The sequence below is a fragment of the Streptomyces sp. NPDC002076 genome (assembly GCF_053593835.1).
The window spans coordinates 182,704-203,585 of record NZ_JBSFDI010000019.1; the positions used below are offsets into that span (position 1 = coordinate 182,704).

13 protein-coding genes, 1 tRNA gene and 1 rRNA gene are annotated in these 20,882 nt (G+C 70.0%); 3 read left to right on the plus strand and 12 right to left on the minus strand.

Annotated elements, in window-relative coordinates:
• The first annotated feature begins 18 nt into the window (after nt 1–18).
• Entirely contained in the window at nt 19–864 is an 846-nt protein-coding gene (locus tag ACWCQS_RS33490) for an Fpg/Nei family DNA glycosylase (RefSeq protein ID WP_451007940.1), read from the plus strand.
• A gap of 111 nt (nt 865–975) precedes the next feature.
• Complete coding sequence (locus tag ACWCQS_RS33495; RefSeq protein ID WP_451007941.1) at nt 976–1,740, plus strand: SDR family NAD(P)-dependent oxidoreductase; 765 nt, start codon at nt 976–978, stop codon at nt 1,738–1,740.
• A gap of 465 nt (nt 1,741–2,205) precedes the next feature.
• On the opposite strand, the gene ACWCQS_RS33500 is transcribed toward ACWCQS_RS33495, so the two are convergent.
• From ACWCQS_RS33500 to ACWCQS_RS33540, 9 genes are all read right to left on the minus strand, one after another.
• On the minus strand, nt 2,206–2,676 hold the full coding sequence (locus tag ACWCQS_RS33500; protein WP_388635641.1) for a Dps family protein: 471 nt from the start codon (nt 2,674–2,676) through the stop codon (nt 2,206–2,208).
• A gap of 193 nt (nt 2,677–2,869) precedes the next feature.
• The gene (locus tag ACWCQS_RS33505) at nt 2,870–3,244 is read right to left on the minus strand and encodes a helix-turn-helix domain-containing protein (protein ID WP_030178264.1); all 375 of its coding nucleotides are present in this window, start codon (nt 3,242–3,244) and stop codon (nt 2,870–2,872) included.
• 109 nt (nt 3,245–3,353) lie between these two features.
• A complete protein-coding gene (locus ACWCQS_RS33510; protein WP_451007942.1) occupies nt 3,354–3,899 on the minus strand; it encodes a CinA family protein in 546 nt (181 codons plus the stop codon).
• A complete protein-coding gene (pgsA, locus tag ACWCQS_RS33515; protein ID WP_451007943.1) occupies nt 3,896–4,654 on the minus strand; it encodes a CDP-diacylglycerol--glycerol-3-phosphate 3-phosphatidyltransferase in 759 nt (252 codons plus the stop codon). The genes ACWCQS_RS33510 and pgsA overlap by 4 nt, the downstream gene beginning before the upstream one ends.
• Entirely contained in the window at nt 4,651–6,123 is a 1,473-nt protein-coding gene (gene rimO, locus ACWCQS_RS33520) for a 30S ribosomal protein S12 methylthiotransferase RimO (protein ID WP_451007944.1), read from the minus strand. The genes pgsA and rimO overlap by 4 nt, the downstream gene beginning before the upstream one ends.
• 94 nt (nt 6,124–6,217) lie before the next feature.
• Entirely contained in the window at nt 6,218–7,063 is an 846-nt protein-coding gene (locus tag ACWCQS_RS33525; protein ID WP_451007945.1) for a helix-turn-helix domain-containing protein, read from the minus strand.
• A gap of 280 nt (nt 7,064–7,343) precedes the next feature.
• Entirely contained in the window at nt 7,344–10,088 is a 2,745-nt protein-coding gene (locus ACWCQS_RS33530) for a DNA translocase FtsK (protein ID WP_451007946.1), read from the minus strand.
• Nucleotides 10,089–10,212: 124 nt separating this feature from the next.
• Nucleotides 10,213–10,893 carry a response regulator gene (locus ACWCQS_RS33535; RefSeq protein WP_451007947.1) on the minus strand — a complete coding sequence of 227 codons (681 nt, stop codon included), beginning with the start codon at nt 10,891–10,893 and terminating at the stop codon, nt 10,213–10,215.
• A 299-nt stretch (nt 10,894–11,192) separates the two neighbouring features.
• A complete protein-coding gene (locus tag ACWCQS_RS33540) occupies nt 11,193–16,652 on the minus strand; it encodes a HAMP domain-containing protein (RefSeq protein WP_451007948.1) in 5,460 nt (1,819 codons plus the stop codon).
• Between the two features lie 408 nt (nt 16,653–17,060).
• Here ACWCQS_RS33540 and ACWCQS_RS33545 point away from each other — a divergent pair, with 408 nt between their 5' ends.
• The gene (locus tag ACWCQS_RS33545; protein WP_451007949.1) at nt 17,061–19,820 is read left to right on the plus strand and encodes a SpoIIE family protein phosphatase; all 2,760 of its coding nucleotides are present in this window, start codon (nt 17,061–17,063) and stop codon (nt 19,818–19,820) included.
• 38 nt (nt 19,821–19,858) lie between these two features.
• Here the strand turns inward: ACWCQS_RS33545 and ACWCQS_RS33550 are convergent.
• The 3 genes from ACWCQS_RS33550 to rrf form a co-directional block, all read right to left on the minus strand.
• A tRNA-Thr gene (locus tag ACWCQS_RS33550) sits at nt 19,859–19,931 on the minus strand.
• Between the two features lie 84 nt (nt 19,932–20,015).
• Complete coding sequence (locus ACWCQS_RS33555) at nt 20,016–20,678, minus strand: DegT/DnrJ/EryC1/StrS family aminotransferase (RefSeq protein WP_451007954.1); 663 nt, start codon at nt 20,676–20,678, stop codon at nt 20,016–20,018.
• A gap of 116 nt (nt 20,679–20,794) precedes the next feature.
• A 5S ribosomal RNA gene (gene rrf, locus ACWCQS_RS33560) occupies nt 20,795–20,882 on the minus strand; the annotation flags it as partial.

Sequence of the window (20,882 nt, forward strand, 5' to 3'; positions counted from 1 at the left end):
CCGTGGCACCCTTGACGCATGCCCGAAGGTGACACGGTCTGGCAGGCCGCGAGGCGGCTGCACGAGGCCCTCGCGGGCAAGGCGCTGACCCGCAGCGACTTCCGGGTGCCGAAGTACGCGACGGTCGACCTCACCGGAAGTACGGTGCTCAGCACGATCCCGCGCGGCAAACACCTGCTCACCCGGTTCGAGGGCGGCCTGACCCTCCACACGCATCTGCGGATGGAGGGAGCCTGGAAGGTGTACGACACCGGCGAACGCTGGCGGGGCGGTCCGGCACACCAGATCAGGGCCATCCTCGGCACCGCCGACCGCACGGCCGTGGGCTACCGACTCCAGGTCCTGGAACTGCTGCGCACGAGCGAGGAGGAGCGGGTCGTCGGCCATCTGGGCCCCGACCTGCTCGGCCCGGACTGGGACCCCGAGCGTGCCCTCGCCAACCTCCTCGCCGATCCCGCCCGCCCGCTCGGCGAGGCCCTGCTCGACCAGCGCAACCTCGCCGGCATCGGCAACATCTACAAGAGCGAGCTGTGCTTCCTGCTGGGCGTCACCCCATGGCTGCCGGTCGGCGCGCTGCCCGGGGACCGCGCGGAGAAGCTGCCCATGCTCGCGAAGAGACTCCTGGAGGCGAACCGCGACCGCCCGGTCCGCCAGACCACGGGCCTGCACCGGCACGACCTGTTCGTCTACGGCCGCGCACCCCGCCCCTGCCTGCGCTGCCACACCCCGGTCCGCATGGCCGACCAGGGCGACGGCTCCCGGGAACGCCCCACCTACTGGTGCCCCACCTGCCAGACGGGCCCCGCCCCGGCCCCGGGCTCACCGCAACACCGACGAGACCGCCGGCCCCGCCGCACCACCTGACACCCCGCCCCACACCGCTCCGGCGCCGCCGGCGCTGGCGTTGTCGGAGCGGCATCGGCGGTCCTGACACGGTAATTGACGCTCCGTCAGAAACGGTCGTACCGTCGCTCCATGCCCCTCACCGCGTACGACCTCACCGGACGCACCGCATTCGTCACCGGCGCCGCCGGCGGTATCGGCCGGGCCTCCGCCGTGCTGCTCGCCGTGGCGGGGGCGACCGTGCACTGCGCCGACCGGGACGCGGACGGCCTGCAGGGCACGGCGGAGCTGATCGAGAAGCGCGGCGGCACGGCCCGTACGCATGTCCTGGACGTCACCGACCGGGCCCGGATCGCCGAGGCGATCCGGTCCTGCGAGCGCCTGGACGTGATGGCGGCGATCGCCGGGATCATGCACAGCAGCCCCGTGCTGGAGACCCGTGACGAGGATCTCGACCGGGTGCTGAACGTCAACTTCAAGGGCGTGCTGTACGCCTGCCAGGAGGCGGCCCGTTCGATGCTGGCCCATGCCACGCGGGGCAGCATCGTGACCATGGCCTCCGGCGCGGTCGACACCGGAGGCGCCGGGTTGCTCTGCTACGGCGCGGCAAAGGCGGCCGTGGTCCAGCTGACCAGGACGCTGGCCACCGAGGTCGGCCGGCACGGCATCCGGGTCAACGCGATCGCGCCGGGCTGGATCCGCACCCCGATGACCGACCGCCACGACCGCGAGACGCAGGCGCACACCGAGGCCGTGATGGCCCGGATGGCACCGCTGGGCCGGGTCGGTGAGCCGGACGACGTCGCTCACGCCGTGCTCTACCTGGCGTCGGACGCCTCGGCGTTCACCACGGGTCAGATACTTCGCCCGAACGGGGGTGTGGCGATGCCGTGGTAGCGCCCCTCTCCCGCCAAGCGGCCACCCAGCGGCCCTTCGACACGGCCCCCACCGCCTGCCCCTTGGGGACGCAGTGCACGGGCAGCAGGCTCAGCCCCCACCCGCCGGCCGCGACGGCGCCTTCCAGGACGCCCGCGCCCTGACCCAGAGCGATCCGGAGCACGGCCCACCACCACAAGGCCGCGAACCCCAGCCCGACCGCCCAGCGCACTGTCCGCGCCACCATGCGCCACCACCTCCTGCCGGACGCTAGACCTCCGCCCGCCCGGCGGGGAAGGCGCACCACGGGCTCACCGGTGCACGAACATCAGCCCGTCCGCACTGGGCAGCACCGGCAACCGGCCCTTGCCCCGGTCCCGGTCCCGGTCCCGGCCCCTGCCCCTGCCCCGGTCCCGGTCCCGGTCCCGGCCCCTGCCCCGGCCCCTGCCCCGGCCCCGGCCCCGGCCCCGGCCCCGGCCAGAACACCTACGCGTTCTCCGCCTGGAACATCCAGTGATGCTTCTCCAGATCCGCCGTGATCCCGATGAAGATGTCCTGGGACACCGGATCCGGCTCTCCCGTCGCCGCCACCCGCACCCTCATCCCGGCGATCACCGCGCCGAGCGCGTCCACCATCGCCCGGACCGCGTCCCCGTCCTTGATCCAGCCCGCCGGAGTGGTGCCGATGCCGCTGCCGGAGGCCACCGTGGCGGCGCGCCCGTCCGGCGGTACACCCAGGGCCGAGGCCCGCTCGGCCACCGTGTCGGAGTGGGTGCGCGCGGAAGCGACGACCTCGTCGAGCTGGAGGTGGATGGAGCGGAAGCGGGGCCCGACGATGTTCCAGTGGATCTGCTTGGCGACCAGGGAGAGGTCCACCAGGTCGACGAGGGCACCCTGCAGCGCCTCGGCCACGGTCTTCAGGTCCCCCTCGGCCAACGGGCTCTTCACGACGTACATCCGCTTCCTCCGGTGCTTCGGCGCCGTCACGTCCCTCCACCATGACCGCATGGACCGAGCCCGGCAAACGGGCACAAAAGTGATACAACCCACACGCACGACCGGCAAAAGGAAAGCCCCGGCCGCACTTCTCGGTTCGTTCCGAGAAGCCCGGCCGGGGCCTCACACGTTCGCTAGGCCACGCACGCGTGTGTCACGCGGCGACCACGTCCACTGCCTCCGCGGGCGCCTTGATGGTCACCCGTTCCGGTGGCACACCGGTCACCGAGACGGAACCCAGCATCGGACGGACCGGCGTGGGCACGGGCTCGGTGGCCGCGGCGGACTGGGCCAGTTCGGCGAGCGCCAGCTCGTCGCTCACTTCTCGCATGAGTTCCGACATCCGTACGTCCAGCGCGTCGCAGATGGCGGAGAGCAGCTCGGAGGAAGCCTCCTTCTGCCCCCGCTCCACCTCGGAAAGATAGCCGAGTGAGACTCGGGCGGACGAGGAGACTTCGCGCAGAGTACGGCCCTGGCGTTGGCGCTGCCGACGCAGCACGTCACCCAGCAGGCGACGGAGCAGAATCATCGGTGGCTCCCTCCTCGGACCGCGTAGCCGCATCCTTCTCGCCCCACCGTACCGCCTCGCGCTGCGGCCGTGCGGGGAGCGATGTCGTGTTCACTCAGGGCTGCAAACATCAAAACCCCCCGTTCCGTTCCGTATCCTGTGCCCGCTCATTACCGGTCTGTTCGCCCGCTAGCTGCTCGAGGAGCACTGCGAGTACGCTCCGTACACTCTCCATACGAATTTCCGCACGGCTGCCGTTCAACCGCAGGGCTTCCACTTTTCCGCCACCGGCGGAACCGGGGCGGTCGGTGAGCGGCCCGTCCACGGCCACGAAGACCGTCCCGACGGGCTGGCCGTCCTGCGGTTCGGGGCCGGCGACTCCGGTGGTCGCGATGCCCCAGTCAGCGCCCAAAACCTTCCGTACTCCGGCTGCCATCTCACCCGCGACCTGCGGATCCACCGCTCCTCGCTGCGCCAGCAGGGTGGCGTCGACGCCCAGCAGCTCATGCTTCAGCTCGGTGGCGTAGGCGGTGACCGAACCCCGGAACACCTTGGACGCTCCGGGGACCGATGTGATCTCCGCCGCCACCAGGCCACCGGTGAGCGACTCGGCGACGGCGAGGGTCTCGCCCCTCACGGTCAGTAGTCGCACCAGTTCGGTGGCCTTCGAGCTCACGCTTCCTTCTCCTCCAACGCCGCCGCGCGCTCGGCGATTCCCTGCCTGCGCAGCACAATGGCTTGTCTCACGTAGTCGAGTCCGGTGACGACGGTGAGGACGACCGCCACGGCCATCACCCAGAACCTCAGTGTGGCCAGCCATCCCGTCAGCGCCAGGACGTACATCCCGACCGCCACACCCTGGGTGAGGGTCTTCAGCTTGCCCCCACGGCTGGCCGGGATCACGCCGTAGCGAATGACCAGAAAACGAAGCAGCGTGATGCCGAGTTCCCGGCCGAGGATCACGGCCGTCACCCACCACGGCAGATCGCCCAGGGCCGAGAGACAGATCAGCGCCGCTCCCATGATCGCCTTGTCGGCGATGGGGTCGGCGATCTTCCCGAAGTCGGTGACCAGGTTGTAGGTGCGAGCCAGATGCCCGTCGAACAGGTCGGTGATCATGGCGATGGCGAAGGCCGCCCAGGCCAGCGAGCGCCAGGCCGGGTCATAGCCGCCGTTCGCCAGCATCAGCGCCACGAAGCCGGGCACCAGGACCAGCCGGAGCATGGTCAGCAGATTGGCCACGTTCCAGACGCTGGCCTGGTTGACGGCCGCGGCCGCGATCTTCCCGCCGCGCGCGGGCCTGCCGCCACTGTCGGGACCTGGAGCAGAACCGGAGACCTCGGACCGAGCGCCGTCGGCAGCGGCGGCGGAACTCCGGGCGCCGTGCGCGCCGGAGGAGCCACCCGCGGCGGATGCCGGGACTCCGGTCATCTGCCCGCCTCCTCACTGCACGCGAGCGAGCCGGCCAGCGGCTCGGCCACCAGGTCGACACCTTCCGTACCGACCACCTTCGCCTCGACCATACGTCCGACGCTCAGGCCCGCGCCGCTCGTGAGCAGAACCTGGCCGTCGGTCTCGGGCGCCTGGTGCGCGGCACGGCCGTACACGCCCTCTTCCTCGTCGACGGACTCGACCAGGACGTGCACGGTTGCGCCGACGCGCTCCTCGGCGCGCTGCGAGACGAGCTCCTCGGCCAGCCGGGACACCCGGGCCAGGCGCTCGGCCACGACGTCCTCGTCGAGCTTGTCGTCGTAGGTCGCGGCCTCCGTGCCCTCCTCGTCGGAGTAGCCGAAGACACCGATGGCGTCCAGGCGGGCGCCGTTCAGGAAGCGCTCCAGCTCGGCCAGGTCCGTCTCGCTCTCGCCGGGGAAGCCGACGATGAAGTTGGAGCGCACGCCGGCCTCGGGCGCCTTGGAGCGGATGGTGTCGAGCAGCTCCAGGAAGCGGTCGGTGTCGCCGAAGCGGCGCATGGCGCGCAGCACGCCGGGCGCGGAGTGCTGGAAGGACAGGTCGAAGTACGGGGCGACCTTCGGGGTGGAGGTCAGCACGTCGATCAGACCCGGGCGCATCTCGGCCGGCTGCAGATAGCTCACCCGCACCCGCTCGATGCCGTCGACCTCGGCCAGCTCGGGCAGCAGGGACTCCAGCAGGCGGATGTCCCCCAGGTCCTTGCCGTAGGAGGTGTTGTTCTCGGAGACCAGCATGATCTCCTTCACGCCCTGCTCGGCCAGCCAGCGCGTCTCGTTCAGCACGTCGCTGGGGCGGCGGGAGATGAAGGAGCCACGGAAGGACGGGATGGCGCAGAAGGAGCAGCGCCGGTCGCAGCCGGAAGCGAGCTTCACCGAGGCGACCGGGGAACCGTCGAGGCGGCGGCGCAGGGGGGCGCGGGGGCCGGAGGCGGGCGCCAGGCCCTCCGGGAGATCGGCAGGGGCGTGCCCGGGCAGGGCGACGGACGCGGCCGATTCCTGGCGCTCGGCCGGGCTGATCGGGAGCAGCTTGCGGCGGTCGCGCGGGGTGTGGGAGGCGTGGACGCCCCCGGACAGGATGGTCTGCAGACGGTCGGAGATGTTCACGTAGTCGTCGAAGCCGAGCACGCCGTCGGCCTCGGGCAGCGCCTCGGCGAGCTCCTTGCCATACCGCTCGGCCATGCAGCCCACCGCCACGACGGCCTGGGTTCTCCCATGGTCCTTGAGGTCGTTGGCCTCGAGGAGGGCGTCGACGGAGTCCTTCTTCGCGGCCTCGACGAAGCCACACGTGTTGACCACGGCGACATCGGCGTCCGCGGCGTCCTCGACCAGCTGCCAGCCGTCCGCCTCCAAACGGCCTGCGAGCTCCTCCGAGTCCACCTCGTTACGGGCGCAGCCGAGAGTGACGAGTGCGACGGTACGGCGTTCAGGCATGGGCTCAAGAGTACTTCGTCTCACTGACAGCCCACGTCGACGGGGTTGGCCGATCTTGGTCAACCCCGTCACACGCACTCTTCCCGAGGGCTCCTCAGCCCGCCACCGGGTCACCCTTCGTGTAGGTGAGGCGCTCCACCTGGCCCGGCTGGAAGTTGTCGTCGATCTTCTTGCCGTTGACGTACAGCTCGATCGCGCCGGCGTCGCCGAGGATCAGGTTGATCTTGGAGCTGTCCTGGAAGGTCTTGGACTCGCCCTTGCTCAGCAGCCCGTCGAAGAGCATCCGGCCGTTGTGGTCCTTGGCCGAGATCCAGCTGCGTCCGTTGGGCGCGCTGACCTGGACGGTCACCTTGTCCTGGGGCGCGGCGGCGATGGCGCTGTCGGAGGGCTCGGTGCTCGGAGTGGCGGGCTTGTCCTTCTTCGGCGTGGGCGAGGCCGACTTGCTCGCCGCGGGCGTGCCGCCGCCCCCGGCGACCTGCGACTTCGCGTCGTTGCCCGAGGTGCCGCCCTTGACCGCGGTGAAGGCGACGAAGCCGATCACGACGACGATCGCGGCGACCATGGCGGCGGTCCAGTTCGGCCCGCGCCGCTCCGGCCGGATCCGCTCGGCCTCGAACAGGGGTGCCGCCGGGGTGGGTGCGGGACGGCCGCCGTGCTCGGCGTCGTACTGGGTGATCAGGGGTGCGGGATCGAGGCGTACGGCCTTGGCCAGCGTTCGGATGTGTCCGCGGGCGTACACATCGCCGCCGCAGGGGGCGAAGTCGTCCGCCTCGATGGCGTGGATGATGGCGATACGGACACGAGTGGCGGTGCTGACGTCGTCCACGGTGAGCCCGGCCGCGATCCGCGCCTGCTGCAGGGCGCGGCCCACGGAGACACGGGCTTCCTGGGACTCGTCTTGCAACGGACGCTCGTCTTCAGGGGAGTTGCCGATGGACACGGGGGCGCCTTTCGAGCGTGTAGCCACCTGTGCTGGAAGCTCAGTCTAGGGGGGGTACGAAAGGGTGGGGCAACCGGGCGGTCTGACTTTGTACATCATAGGAATGGCCGGACATTCCTATGGTTCGACAGGCAGGTACCCCATCGTGGGATGCCCATCTGTCCTTTCGCTCAACTGGACGTACGACAAAGGGAAACGGTTGCTCGCCGCTCTCTAACGGGTGGATCACGGACGATGCCGCCACCCGGCGTAACCGGCGTCCGCCGGACGGCCCTTCGCCCTACTCCCCAGACTCCCCGCGGATCAGGGCGAGCACGCCGTCCAGGTCATCAGGCTTCACAAGAACGTCACGTGCCTTGGATCCCTCGCTCGGGCCCACGATGTTGCGGGACTCCATGAGGTCCATGAGCCGCCCGGCCTTGGCGAAGCCGACACGCAGCTTGCGCTGGAGCATGGAGGTCGACCCGAACTGGGTGGAGACGACCAGCTCGGCCGCCTGGCACAGCAGGTCCAGGTCGTCGCCGATGTCCTCGTCGATCTCCTTCTTCTGCTTGCTGCCGACCGTGACGTCGTCCCGGAAGACCGGCGCCATCTGGTCCTTGCAGTGCTGGACGACGGCCGCGACCTCGGCCTCGGTGACGAATGCGCCCTGCATACGGGTCGGCTTGTTCGCGCCCATCGGCAGGAACAGGCCGTCGCCCTTGCCGATCAGCTTCTCGGCGCCGGGCTGGTCGAGGATGACCCGGGAGTCGGCGAGCGAGGAGGTGGCGAAGGCGAGCCGGGAGGGCACGTTGGCCTTGATCAGGCCGGTGACCACGTCGACCGACGGACGCTGGGTGGCGAGCACCAGATGGATGCCGGCCGCGCGCGCGAGCTGGGTGATGCGCACGATCGCGTCCTCGACGTCGCGCGGGGCGACCATCATCAGGTCGGCCAGCTCGTCCACGATCACCAGCAGATACGGGTACGGCTGCAGCTCGCGCTCGCTGCCCTCCGGCGGCTTGACCTTGCCGTCGCGGACGGCCTGGTTGAAGTCGTCGATGTGCCGGTAGCCGTAGGCCGCCAGGTCGTCGTAGCGCAGGTCCATCTCGCGCACGACCCACTGCAGCGCCTCGGCGGCCCGCTTGGGATTGGTGATGATCGGCGTGATCAGGTGCGGGATGCCCTCGTAGGCGGTCAGCTCCACCCGCTTGGGGTCGACCAGGATCATCCGGACGTCCTCCGGGGTCGCCCGCATCATGACCGAGGTGATCAGACAGTTGATGCAGGACGACTTGCCGGAGCCGGTCGCACCGGCGACCAGCATGTGCGGCATCTTCGCCAGCGAGTGCATCACGTACCCGCCCTCGACGTCCTTGCCGAAGGCGACCAGCATCGGGTCGTCGTCCTCGGCGGACTCCGCGAGCCGCAGCACATCGCCGAGGTTGACCATCTCCCGGTCGGTGTTCGGGATCTCGATGCCGACCGCGGACTTGCCGGGGATGGGGCTGATGATCCTGACGTCCGGGCTGGCGACGGCGTACGCGATGTTCTTGGTCAGCGCGGTGATCCGCTCGACCTTCACGGCGGGGCCGAGCTCGACCTCGTAGCGGGTGACCGTCGGGCCGCGGGTGAAGCCGGTGACGGCCGCGTCGACCTTGAACTCGGTGAAGACCTGGGTGAGCGAGGCGACGACCGCGTCGTTGGCCTCGCTGCGCGCCTTGCCGGGCCCGCCGCGCGTGAGCAGGTCCAGCGACGGCAGTGAGTAGGTGATGTCCCCCGAGAGCTGGAGCTGCTCCGCGCGCGGCGGCAGGTCGCGCGGCTCCTCGGGGGCTCTCTTGGTCAGGTCGGGGACGATCCCGGCCGTGAGTTTCTCCTGCTTGGGGCGCGCGGCCGGGACGGGAGCCGGGGCGGGCGCGGGGGCCGGCGCCGGGGTGGGCACCGGCGTGGTCTCCTCGCGGTCGCCCACGCTGACGCCCTGGGTCAGGTCCGCGACCAGCGGGGAGGGCGGCATGCCGTGCAGCACCGCGCCGTCGAGCGCCGCGGCGGCGGCCGCCGCGACATCCACGGCGTCCATCCGGCGCTGCGGATCCGGCTGGGGCACCGCGGAGCGCCGGGGGCGCCCACGGCGCTGTGAGAGGGCCTCCTCCTCGGCGCCGTCGGGGTCGTACGCCTTGGGGGCGGACGAGCGCTTGCGGGGGCGTGCGGGCAGCCCCTCGCGCCACTGTTCGTCGTAGCGCTCGTCGTCCTCGGTGAAGTCCTCCGCCTCGTGGTCGTGCAGCACGCCCAGGCGTACGCCGAGCGCCCGCAGCCGCTGCGGGATGGCGTTGACCGGGGTGGCGGTCACCACGAGCAGCCCGAAGACCGTCAGCAGCACCAGCAGCGGTACGGCGAGCGCGTCGCTCATGGAGTACGTCAGCGGAGTGGCCGCCGCCCAGCCGATGAGGCCGCCTGCGTCCCTTATGGCCTGCATGCCGTCGCTGCGGGCGGGCGAGCCGCAGGCGATGTGGACCTGCCCGAGCACGCCGATGACGAGCGCGGACAGGCCGATCACGATCCGCCCGTTGGCCTCCGGCTGCTCCGGGTGCCGGACGAGCCGTACGGCGATCACCGCGAGCAGGATCGGCACCAGCAGGTCCAGCCGGCCGAAGGCGCCAGTGACGAGGATCTCCACGAGGTCGCCGACGGGGCCCTTCAGGTTGGCCCAGGTGCCGGCGGCGACGATCAGCGCGATGCCGAACAGCAGCAGCGCGATGCCGTCCTTGCGGTGGGCCGGATCGAGGTTCCGCGCGCCCCGCCCTATGCCGCGGAAGACGGCGCCGACGGCGTGCGCGAGGCCCAGCCAGAGGGCGCGCACAAGTCGGTACACGCCCCCGGTGGGGCTGGGCGCCGGCTTCGGCGGCGCGGCCCTTCTGGCCGGGGCCTTCTTGGCGGGCGCCTTCTTCGCCGGAGCCTTCTTCGCTGCGGCCTTCTTCGCCGGAGCCTTCGCGGGAGCGGCCGCCTTCCTGGCGGGCTGCTTCTTGGCTGCGGAGGGACGTGAGGCCATGGGTGTGAGGTTACCGGGGGAGACGACGGCGGACACGTGTGCCCACAGCTTCACCCGTTCGTGTCGCCCTTGTCGAGGACCGGAACTGACGCACGCTCATGGGCAACCGCCGCCCGAGTGTACGTCAGTTCTGCGCCGGCACCGACGAGCCGCCGGGGCCGGCGCCCGGCTCCAGGGCGTCGAGCGCGCGGCGCAACCCGGTGAGTTTGCGCTCCAGATGGGCCGCCGTGGCCACCGCGGCCGCGTCCGCCGAGTCGTCGTCCAGCTGCTTGGACAGCGCCTCGGCCTGCTCCTCCACGGCCGCGAGCCGCGCGGACAGCTCGGCGAGCAGCCCGGCGGACTCCTTGCCGCCGACCGCGCCCTTGCCGCCGCCGTCCAACTGCAGCCGCAGCAGCGCCGCCTGCTCCCGCAGCTGGCAGTTCTTCATGTACAGCTCGACGAACACCGAGACCTTCGCGCGCAGCACCCACGGGTCGAAGGGCTTGGAGATGTAGTCGACCGCGCCCGCCGCATAGCCCCGGAAGGTGTGGTGCGGGCCGTGGTTGATCGCCGTAAGGAAGATGATCGGGATGTCCCGGGTCCGCTCGCGCCGCTTGATGTGCGCTGCGGTCTCGAATCCGTCCATGCCCGGCATCTGGACGTCCAGCAGAATGACCGCGAAATCGTCCGTGAGCAGTGCCTTGAGCGCTTCCTCCCCGGACGATGCCCGCACCAGCGTCTGATCGAGCGCAGAGAGGATCGCCTCCAGCGCCAGCAGATTCTCCGGCCGGTCATCGACCAGGAGGATCTTGGCCTTCTGCACCATGGCCCGCCCTCCTCGCCCCGGCGGTACACCGGGCGCCGCCCCAGGGGACGACTCCCTTTCGCCGCCCGTCCTTGTGCCGGTCATCGTAGCCGCACCCCGCCCGTCGCCACACCCTGTCACCGCGATGTCACTGTGCACATAGCGAAAACGCGGCGGGGGTGGTGATGGTTCCCGGAATCCCGCATTCCCATACGTTCGCAGGCCACCCTAAGCCGTACCTTCGCCCTCACCTCAAGTGGACAACTCCCGACCCACGCCAAGGGTTCTCCGGGTGTTCACATCCCGGTGCGCCGATCTCGTCACTTCCCACCCATCCACTGCTGCATCACGGCCAGCAGATGATCCGGGTCGACCGGCTTGGTCACGTAGTCGGAGGCACCGGACTCGATCGCCTTCTCCCGGTCGCCCTTCATCGCCTTCGCGGTCAGCGCGATGATCGGCAGCCCGGCGAACTGCGGCATCCTGCGGATCGCCGTGGTCGTCGCGTAGCCGTCCATCTCCGGCATCATGATGTCCATCAGCACGACCGCCACGTCGTCGTGCTGCTCCAGCACCTCGATGCCCTCGCGGCCGTTCTCGGCGTACAGCACCGACAGACCGTGCTGCTCCAGGACGCTGGTGAGGGCGAACACGTTGCGGATGTCGTCGTCGACGATCAGCACCTTCTCGCCGCCGAACCGCACCCCGCGCGCGGACTGCGGCGCGCCCTCCTGCTCCGGCACCGCCGCCCAGTGCTCGGGCCGCTGCTCACCCTGCGGCAGACCCCGGCGCCGGCGCCGGAAGAGCGCGGCGGGACCGTTCTGCGTCTCCCGGTACGACTTCACCTCGGCCGGGGTCTCGATCTCCACGGCGGACAGCTCCGAGGACTGCCGGGCCTCGGAGGCCAGCAGCTCGCCCGCCTCCAGCGGGGGGACCGACTGCTGGTAGCCCTGCGGCGGCAGCTCGCTCGGGTGCAGCGGCAGGTACAGCGTGAACGTCGAGCCGCGCCCCGGTTCGCTCTGCGCGTGGATCTCACCGCCGAGCAGCTGCGCGATCTCCCGGGAGATCGACAGACCGAGGCCGGTGCCGCCGTACTTGCGGCTGGTCGTGCCGTCCGCCTGCTTGAACGCCTCGAAGATCACCCGCATCTTGCTGGCTGCGATGCCGATGCCGGTGTCCGTCACCGAGAACGCGATCAACGGTCCGTCCGGATCGGTCAGCGAGCCGGCCTCCAGCAGCTGCTCCCGGATGCCCACCGGCACGTCCGCGCCGGCCGGCCTGATCACCAGCTCCACCGACCCGGAGTCGGTGAACTTCACCGCGTTCGACAGCAGGTTGCGCAGCACCTGCAGCAGCCGCTGCTCGTCGGTGTGCAGGGTCGCGGGCAGCTCCGGGGAGACCCGAACGGACAGATCCAGGCCCTTCTCCGCGGTCAGCGGCCGGAAGGTGGCCTCCACGTAGTCCACGAGCTGCACGAGCGCGATACGCGTCGGGGAGACGTCCATCTTGCCCGCCTCGACCTTCGACAGGTCGAGGATGTCGTTGATCAGCTGCAGCAGGTCGGAGCCGGCGCCGTGGATGGTCTCGGCGAACTCCACCTGCTTCGGGGACAGGTTGCCCTCGGCGTTGTCGGCGAGCAACTTGGCCAGAATCAGCAGCGAGTTGAGCGGCGTACGCAGCTCGTGCGACATGTTGGCGAGGAACTCGCTCTTGTAACGCATCGACACCGCGAGCTGCTCGGCACGCTCCTCCAGGACCTGCCGGGCCTCCTCGATCTCGGTGTTCTTCACCTCGATGTCGCGGTTCTGCCGGGCCAGCAGCTCGGCCTTCTCCTCCAGTTCGGCGTTGGAGGCCTGCAGCGCCTTCTGGCGGTTCTCCAGCTCGGCCGAACGCTCGCGGAGTTGCTCGGTCAGTTCCTGCGACTGCTTCAGCAGCTGCTCGGTCTTGGTGTTGACCGAGATGGTGTTGACGCTCGTCGCGATCATCTCGGCGATCTGGTTGAGGAAGTCCTTCTGGATCTGCGTGAACGGTGTGAAGGAGGCGAGCTCGATCACACCGAGCACATTGCCCTCGAACAGCACCGGCAGCACGATCACCTGCGCCGGCGGGGCCTCGCCGAGGCCGGAGGAGATCTTCAGATAGCCGCTGGGCGCGTTCTCCACCAGGATCGTGCGCTTCTCCTGGGCGGCCGTGCCGACCAGCGCCTCACCGGGCCGGAACGATGTCGGCATGGAGCCCATCGAGTAGCCGTACGAGCCCAGCATCCGCAGCTCGTAGGTGTCCTCGCCGTCGCCGACGTCCTTGCCCTCCATCAGCGGCATCGTCAGGAAGAACGCGCCGTGCTGCGCGGAGACGACCGGCGTCAGCTCGCTCATGATCAGCGAGGCCACGTCCTCCAGGTCCCGGCGGCCCTGCATGAGGCCGGAGATACGGGCCAGGTTGCCCTTGAGCCAGTCCTGCTCCTTGTTGGCGATCGTGGTGTCGCGCAGGTTGGCGATCATCTTGTTGATGTAGTCCTGCAGTTCCTGGATCTCGCCGGACGCGTCGACGTCGATCTTCAGGTTCAGGTCGCCGCGGGTCACCGCGGTCGCCACGCGCGCGATGGCACGCACCTGCCGGGTCAGGTTCCCGGCCATCTCGTTCACCGACTCGGTCAGGTCCCGCCAGGTGCCGTCGACGTCACGCACGCGTGCCTGGCCGCCGAGCTGTCCCTCCGTACCCACCTCGCGGGCCACGCGCGTGACCTCCTCGGCGAAGCTGGACAGCTGATCAACCATGGTGTTGATCGTCGTCTTCAGCTCGAGGATCTCGCCGCGCGCGTCAATGTCGATCTTCTTGGTCAGGTCACCCTTGGCGATCGCCGTGGTCACCATGGCGATGTTCCGCACCTGACCGGTCAGGTTGGACGCCATCTGGTTCACGGACTCGGTGAGGTCCTTCCAGGTGCCGGCCACACCAGGTACGTGCGCCTGGCCGCCCAGGATGCCGTCCGTGCCCACCTCACGGGCCACCTTGGTGACCTGGTCGGCGAACGAGCTCAGCGTCTTGACCATGATGTTGATGGTGTCGGCGAGCTGCGCGACCTCACCGCGCGCCTCGATCGTCACCTGCCGCGTCAGGTCGCCATTGGCGACGGCCGAGGCCACCTGGGAGATGTTCCGCACCTGCATGGTCAGGTTGTTGGCCATGAGGTTGACGTTGTTGCTGAGGTCCTTCCAGATACCGGTGACACCCGGTACGTGCGCCTGACCGCCCAGGATGCCCTCGGTGCCCACCTCACGGGCCACCCGGGTCACCTGCTCGGCGAAGCTGGACAGCTGATCAACCATGGTGTTGACCGTCGTGACGAGCTCAAGGATCTCGCCCTTCGCGTCAACAGTGATCTTCTTCGACAGGTCGCCCTTGGCGACCGCGGTGGTGACCTCGGCGATGTTGCGCACCTGGATCGTCAGGTTGTTCGCCATGAAGTTCACCGACTGCGTGAGGTCCTTCCAGGTGCCGGAGACCCCCTGCACCTCGGCCTGACCGCCCAGGATGCCCTCGGTGCCCACCTCACGGGCCACTCGCGTGACCTCCTGGGCGAACGACGACAGCTGGTCCACCATCGTGTTCAGGGTGTTCTTCAGCTCCAGGATCTCCCCGCGCGCGTCCACGGTGATCTTCTGGGAGAGGTCACCGCGCGCCACGGCCGTCGCGACCTGCGCGATATTGCGGACCTGGGCCGTCAGGTTGCCGGCCATGCCGTTCACGGAGTCGGTCAGGTCCCGCCAGACACCGGCCACACCAGGAACCTGCGCCTGACCGCCCAGGCGGCCCTCGGTGCCCACGTCACGGGCCACCCGGGTCACCTGGTCGGCGAAGGCGGACAGCTGATCAACCATGGTGTTGATCGTGTTCTTCAGCTCAAGAATCTCACCGCGCGCGTCGACGTCGATCTTCTGCGACAGGTCACCGCGCGCCACGGCCGTCGTCACCTGGGCGATCTGCCGCACCTGCGAGGTGAGGTTGCCGGCCATGAAGTTGACGGAGTCCGTCAACTCCTTCCACGTGCCCGACACGCCGTCCACCCGGGCCTGACCGCCGAGGCGGCCCTCCGTACCCACGTCACGGGCCATCCGCGTGACCTGGTCGGCGAAGCTCGACAGCTGGTCCACCATCGTGTTCACGGTGTTCTTCAGCTTGAGCATCTCGCCGGAGACGTCCACGGTGACTTTCTGCGACAGATCGCCGTTGGCCACCGCCGTCGTCACCTGAGCGATGTTGCGCACCTGACCGGTCAGGTTGCGGAACGCCGTGTTGACGGAGTCGGTCAGGTCCTTCCAGGCACCGGCCGCGCCCGGCACCTGCGCCTGACCGCCCAGCTCACCCTCGACACCGATCTCCCGTGCGACCCGCGTCACCTCGGCACCGAACGCCGACAGCTGGTCCACCATCCCGTTGACGGTGTTCTTCAGCTCCAGCATCTCGCCGGCCACGTCGACTGTGACCTTCTGCGACAGATCACCACTGGCCACAGCCGTCGTCACGGTCGCGATGTCCCGCACCTGGATGGTCAGGTTCCGGAACACGGTGTTGACGGAGTCCGTCAGGTCCTTCCACGTACCCGCGGCGCCCGGCACGTTCGCCTGCCCGCCGAGCCGGCCCTCCGCGCCGACCTCGTTCGCCACGCGCGTGACCTCGTCCGCGAAGATCCGCAGCGTCTCGGTCATCTGGTTGATCGTCTCGGCGAGCTGCGCCACCTCGCCGCGCGCCGGCACCGTCACCTTCTGCGACAGATCACCACTGGCGACAGCAGTCGTGACCTGCGAGATCCCGCGCACCTGCGCGGTCAGGTTGCCCGCCATCGTGTTGACGGAGTCGGTCAGCTCCTTCCACACACCGGCCACGCCCGGCACCTGCGCCTGCCCGCCCAGGATGCCCTCGGTGCCCACCTCACGGGCGACCCGGGTCACCTCCACGGAGAAGGACGACAGCTGCTCCACCATCGTGTTGACGGTGTTCTTCAGCTCCAGCATCTCGCCGGCGACCTGCACGGTCACCTTGCGTGACAGGTCACCCCGGGCGACCGCCGTCGTCACCAGCGCGATGTCGCGCACCTGGGCGGTCAGCTGCCGCGCCATCGTGTTGACGGACTCCGTCAGGTCCTTCCACGAACCGGACATGCCGCGCACCCGGGCCTGACCACCGAGCTTGCCCTCGGTGCCGACCTCGCTGGCCACGCGCGTGACCTCGTCCGTGAACGTCGACAACTGGTCGACCAGATTGTTGACGGTACGGCCGACCTTCAGGAACTCACCCCGCAGCGGGTGCCCGGTGCCGCCGTCCAGCGCCTGCGTCCGCAGCTCCATCCGCGGCGACAGATCGCCCTCGGCGACCGCCGTGAGCACCCGGCCGACCTCCGACACCGGCCACACGAGATCGTCGACGAGCGCGTTGGAGGCGTCGATCGCGGACGCCCAGGAGCCCTCGCAGGCCCCCTTCTCCAGCCGCTCCGTCAACTTGCCCTCACGGCCCACCATGCGCCGCACCCGGGACAGCTCACCGGTCAGATGCAGGTTCCGGTCGGCCACCTCGTTGAAGACGGCCGCGATCTCCGACATCACGCCGTCCCCGGAGACCGTGAGCCGCTTGCGGAAGTTCCCGTCCCGCATCGAGACGAGAGCCGCCAACAGCCGGTTCAGGGCAGCCGTGTCCACTGCGGTGGTCTCACCGCGCCTGCCCAGGGACGGTCCGCCTTTCGCGCGCGTCTTCGTGCCACGCGTCGCCGCGCCAGACTCCACTGTGTCCCTCCCGGAGGGGTAGACCACTACTGCTGTGCTCGGCCGCTTCGGCCCGGCCTGCCGGTTTCGGCATACCGGTTACTTCGGCGTACCGGTTACTGCTGCGTATTTCTGCCAGACGAGATCCGGCCACACCAGAGGCTGCTGCCCGCCGTACACGGAACACACGCAGGCTGACCCGACCTTCATCAGAAGCTTGCCCAGTGTTTCACCCCGGCCCAACCAGGCCATAACAGTTCGGCAGCTTCGCACATCGTCCGCACACCATGGGGGGTAAACACCGGCGACCGGCATCCGCTCGGACGGCGAAGGTAAGTAACCTTGCATCCGGCTGTCCAGCCGCACCGGTCCGACCGGCTTGGGCGGTGGCACGAGAACGAGCGGGCATCGGAGGGGCGGCCGCAGAACATGACCACCGGAGTCATCCCCGGGGGACAGTCCCCGGAGCCACAGCCGACGGGCGAGCTGATGCCGCAGCAGCGGCGCGAGCCCGTCGGCCACGCAGCCCTGCACGTAGACAACCGGCCGAGGAGTTCTGTGATCACCGCGCGCGCGGCCGCCACCTTCGAGCCCGTGGGGCGATCGGTCGCGACCGCCCGGTCCTTCGTCCGCGACACCCTCCAGGGCTGGGGCTTCGCCGACATCGTCGACGACGCCGTGGTCCTCACCAGCGAGCTGGTGACCAACGCGGTCGTCCACGCGGGCACGCACGCGGACGTCCTGTGCCTGCGCACCGAGGACGGCGTGCGCGTCGAGGTCTCGGACCGCTACCCCGAACGCGAGGTCCCCCTCCAGCACGCCGCCTCCTCCATGGGCAGCCCCGACCGCGAGGGCGGCCGCGGCCTGCAGCTGTGCGCGGCCCTGGCCACCCGCTGGGGCGTCGACTACACGCCCACCCACAAGAACGTCTGGTTCCAGCTCAACCTCCCCGAACGCCCCGTCGGCACCCGCACCGCCGGCCCCTCCCTCCCCGCCGACCTGCTCCCGCTGGCCGACAGCCGGGTGCGCGTCGCGGTCCTCCAGGTGGACCGGGACGGCTCGATCACCTCCTGGAACGAGGACGCCGAAGAACTGTTCGGCTATCCGGCCGGCGAGGTCATCGGCAAGCCCCTCACCGAACTGGCGGCCTGGCCGCACACCCCGGGGACCAGCACCGGCGTGGCCGAGGCCCTGCAGCTCTCCCGCTGGGAGGGCAGCTACGGCATCCGCGGCGCCGACGGCCGCGTGGCCCCGGTCTACGCCTCCCACCTCAGGGTCCGCGACACCGGCGGCGAACCCTCCACCGTCTGCCTCCTGGTCCGCGACCACGAGCGCGCCGTACTCCAGACTCCCCCACGCGTCCCCGCGGGCGACCAGACCCCGTCCGCCGACGGCCAGAGCACCGACCCCTTCGAGGTCTTCATCGGCTCCCCCGCCCCGGACGACCTCGACGGCCTCCTCCAGCGCACGGTGGAGCGCGCCCGCGACATGCTCGACGGCGACTCCGCGTTCCTGCTGCTGGCCACCGACGACGAGACCGAGCTGGAGGTCCGCGCCTCCACCGGCCTGCCCTCCGCCCGCCAGCGCTTCGCGCGCGTGCCCGTCGAAGCAGGCCCCGGCCGCTACGGCTCGGCACGCATGCCGGCCGTCCACGACGACCTCACGTCCGTCCCCGGCGCCGTACCGCTGCTCGCCGGCACCGGGATGCGCTCGGTCGTCACCGTCCCGCTGAAGGTAGAAGGCCGCCTCACCGGCTCGCTCGGCGTCGCGGCCGAGGCACCGGGCCGGTACTCCAACGAGGAGGCGCTGCGCCTGCAGTTCGCCGCCGACCGGATCGCCCTGGCCGTCGAGTCGGCCCGCCTCGGCGAGCTGGAGCGGCTGCGCCGCGGCTCCCTGAGCTTCCTGGTCGAGGCCTCCGACCTGCTGGCGGGCACCCTGGACCGCGACCAGACGCTGGCCCTGATGGCCCAGATGACGGTCCCCACCCTGGCCACCTGGTGCGCCGTCTATACGATCGCCGACCAGGCCTCCGAGCCGTATCTGTCGTACGTCCTGCACGAGGACGAGGAACTCATCGACGGCATCAAGTCGTTGCTGTCGAAGGTCCCGCCGCCGGACCCGGTACCGACCCCCGGCGCCCGCGTGTGGACCGTCCCCGCCGAGGTGGCGCACCGGGCGGCCCTGCGCTCCTCCATGCGCAGCCTCGGCCTGTCCGGCGGTCCCACCCACCGGGTCAGCGCGGGCATCGGCCCCACCCTCGCCACGGCCTCCGCCGTCGGCGGCGAAACGGTCGTGCTGCCCCTCGTCGCCCGCAACCGCGTCATCGGCATGCTGACCCTCGGCAAGCCCACGGACGAACACTTCCGCCAGGAAATCCTGGAACTGGCCGAAGACCTGTCCCGCCGGGCCGCACTCGCCCTGGACAACGCCCGCCTGTACTCGGAGCGCACGGCCATCAGCCAGTCCCTCCAGCGCAGCCTGCTCCCGCCGGGCCTGCCGCAGATCGACGGCGTCGAGGTCGAGGTCATCTACCGCGCCGCCGGAGAGGGCAACGAGGTCGGCGGTGACTTCTACGACCTCTTCCCGATCGGCAACGGCGCCTACGGCTTCGCCATCGGCGACGTCTGCGGTACGGGCCCCAACGCGGCGGCGGTCACCGGCCTCGCCCGGCACGCCCTGCGCCTGCTGGCCCGCGAGGGCCTGTCCGGGCCGGCGGTCCTGCAGCGCCTGAACTCCGCGATCCTCGACGAGGGCGACCGCAGCCGCTTCCTGACGCTCCTCTACGGCGAGATGCGCCCGCAGGAGGACGGCAGCGCCGAGCTGAAGGTGGTCTGCGCCGGCCACCCGCTCCCGCTGCGCCTGCGCCAGGACGGCACGGTGACGCCGGCCGCCGAACCGCAGCCGCTGCTGGGCGTGATCGAGGACCTGGAGCTGCACGAGGAGACCGTCACCCTCGACCCCGGTGATGTACTGCTCTGCGTCACGGACGGCGTCACCGAACGCCGTGAAGGCGCGCGCATGCTGGGCGACGACGGCCTCGCCGACGTCCTCACGACCTGCACGGGGCTGACGGCGGGCGCGGTCGCCGCGCGCATCATGCGGGCAGTGGAACGCTTCGCGTCGGACGCCCCGTCGGACGACATGGCGATCCTGGCGATGCGCGTCCCGGGAATCCACAAGGACGCATGAGAAAGACCCCACCCGAAAGGGTGGGGTCTTTCTCTCCGAGCCCCCAAACGGAATCGAACCGTTGACCTTCTCCTTACCATGGAGACGCTCTGCCGACTGAGCTATAGGGGCCTGTCGTTTTCGAGGTTTCCCTCGCGGCGACGAAGAAACTCTACCCCGAGCGGGCCCGAGTTCCCAAATTCGTTCGGAACCCGCTCAGTAGGCGGGCTGCAGCAGTCCCCCGAGCGCGTTGCAGGCGGACACGATCCGCTGCATCTCCCGCTTGGTGAGCGAGGCGTCCACGGGCAGCGTCAGCGTCTCGTCGGCGGCCAGCTCGGTCTCCGGCAGGGACACGCACCGACGGAACTCCGGCAGCCGGTGCACGGGCGTCTTGACCGGCACCCGGCAGTCAACGCCCTTGGCCCGCAGGGCCATCGCGAAGGCGTCCCGGTCCGGCCGGCCGTTCCCCGGCACTCGCACGACGTACTGCTGATAGGTGTGCCCGTCACCGCCGTCCGGCGTCCGTACGCCCTTGAGCTTGCCGTCGAGGTAGGCGGCCCGCTGCCTGCGCTGCGCTATCTCGTCGTACGGCGCCTCGGACTCGCCCTGTTCCAGCACCAGGACACCGTGCCGCTGCCCGAGCCCGTGCAACCGCCGCACATCGGCCCGCCGTCCGAAGCGGTGCACGACAACGACCGCCGCAGTACGCGGAGTTACGGCTGCCTCGACGGCGACGGGATCGAGGCAGTAGGTCACCGGGTCTATGTCGGCGAACACCGGGAGCGCACCGGCCAGGGTCACGGCCTCGGCGACCTCGACGTTCCCGAAGGCAGGTACGACGACCTCGTCACCGACTCCGACGCCGGCGGCCCTGAGCATTGCAGCAGTTCCCATGTGCTGGATGCTGGGCGCGCAGGGTGAACGACACGTTAAGCAAAACGTAAAAAGGCCGGACCCCGAACCGAAGTTCAGGATCCGACCTTTTCATAAGAATTGTTCGGCGGCGTCCTACTCTCCCACAGGGTCCCCCCTGCAGTACCATCGGCGCTGTGAGGCTTAGCTTCCGGGTTCGGAATGTAACCG

Coding starts and splice junctions, on each gene's coding strand:
- ACWCQS_RS33490 (WP_451007940.1), top strand. CDS start 19: ATGCCCGAAGGTGACACGGTCTGGCAGGCCGCGAGGCGGCTGCACGAG.
- ACWCQS_RS33495 (WP_451007941.1), top strand. CDS start 976: ATGCCCCTCACCGCGTACGACCTCACCGGACGCACCGCATTCGTCACC.
- ACWCQS_RS33500 (WP_388635641.1), bottom strand. CDS start 2,676: ATGTACGTCGTGAAGAGCCCGTTGGCCGAGGGGGACCTGAAGACCGTG.
- ACWCQS_RS33505 (WP_030178264.1), bottom strand. CDS start 3,244: ATGATTCTGCTCCGTCGCCTGCTGGGTGACGTGCTGCGTCGGCAGCGC.
- pgsA (WP_451007943.1), bottom strand. CDS start 4,654: ATGACCGGAGTCCCGGCATCCGCCGCGGGTGGCTCCTCCGGCGCGCAC.
- rimO (WP_451007944.1), bottom strand. CDS start 6,123: ATGCCTGAACGCCGTACCGTCGCACTCGTCACTCTCGGCTGCGCCCGT.
- ACWCQS_RS33530 (WP_451007946.1), bottom strand. CDS start 10,088: ATGGCCTCACGTCCCTCCGCAGCCAAGAAGCAGCCCGCCAGGAAGGCG.
- ACWCQS_RS33535 (WP_451007947.1), bottom strand. CDS start 10,893: ATGGTGCAGAAGGCCAAGATCCTCCTGGTCGATGACCGGCCGGAGAAT.
- ACWCQS_RS33545 (WP_451007949.1), top strand. CDS start 17,061: ATGACCACCGGAGTCATCCCCGGGGGACAGTCCCCGGAGCCACAGCCG.
- ACWCQS_RS33555 (WP_451007954.1), bottom strand. CDS start 20,678: ATGCTCAGGGCCGCCGGCGTCGGAGTCGGTGACGAGGTCGTCGTACCT.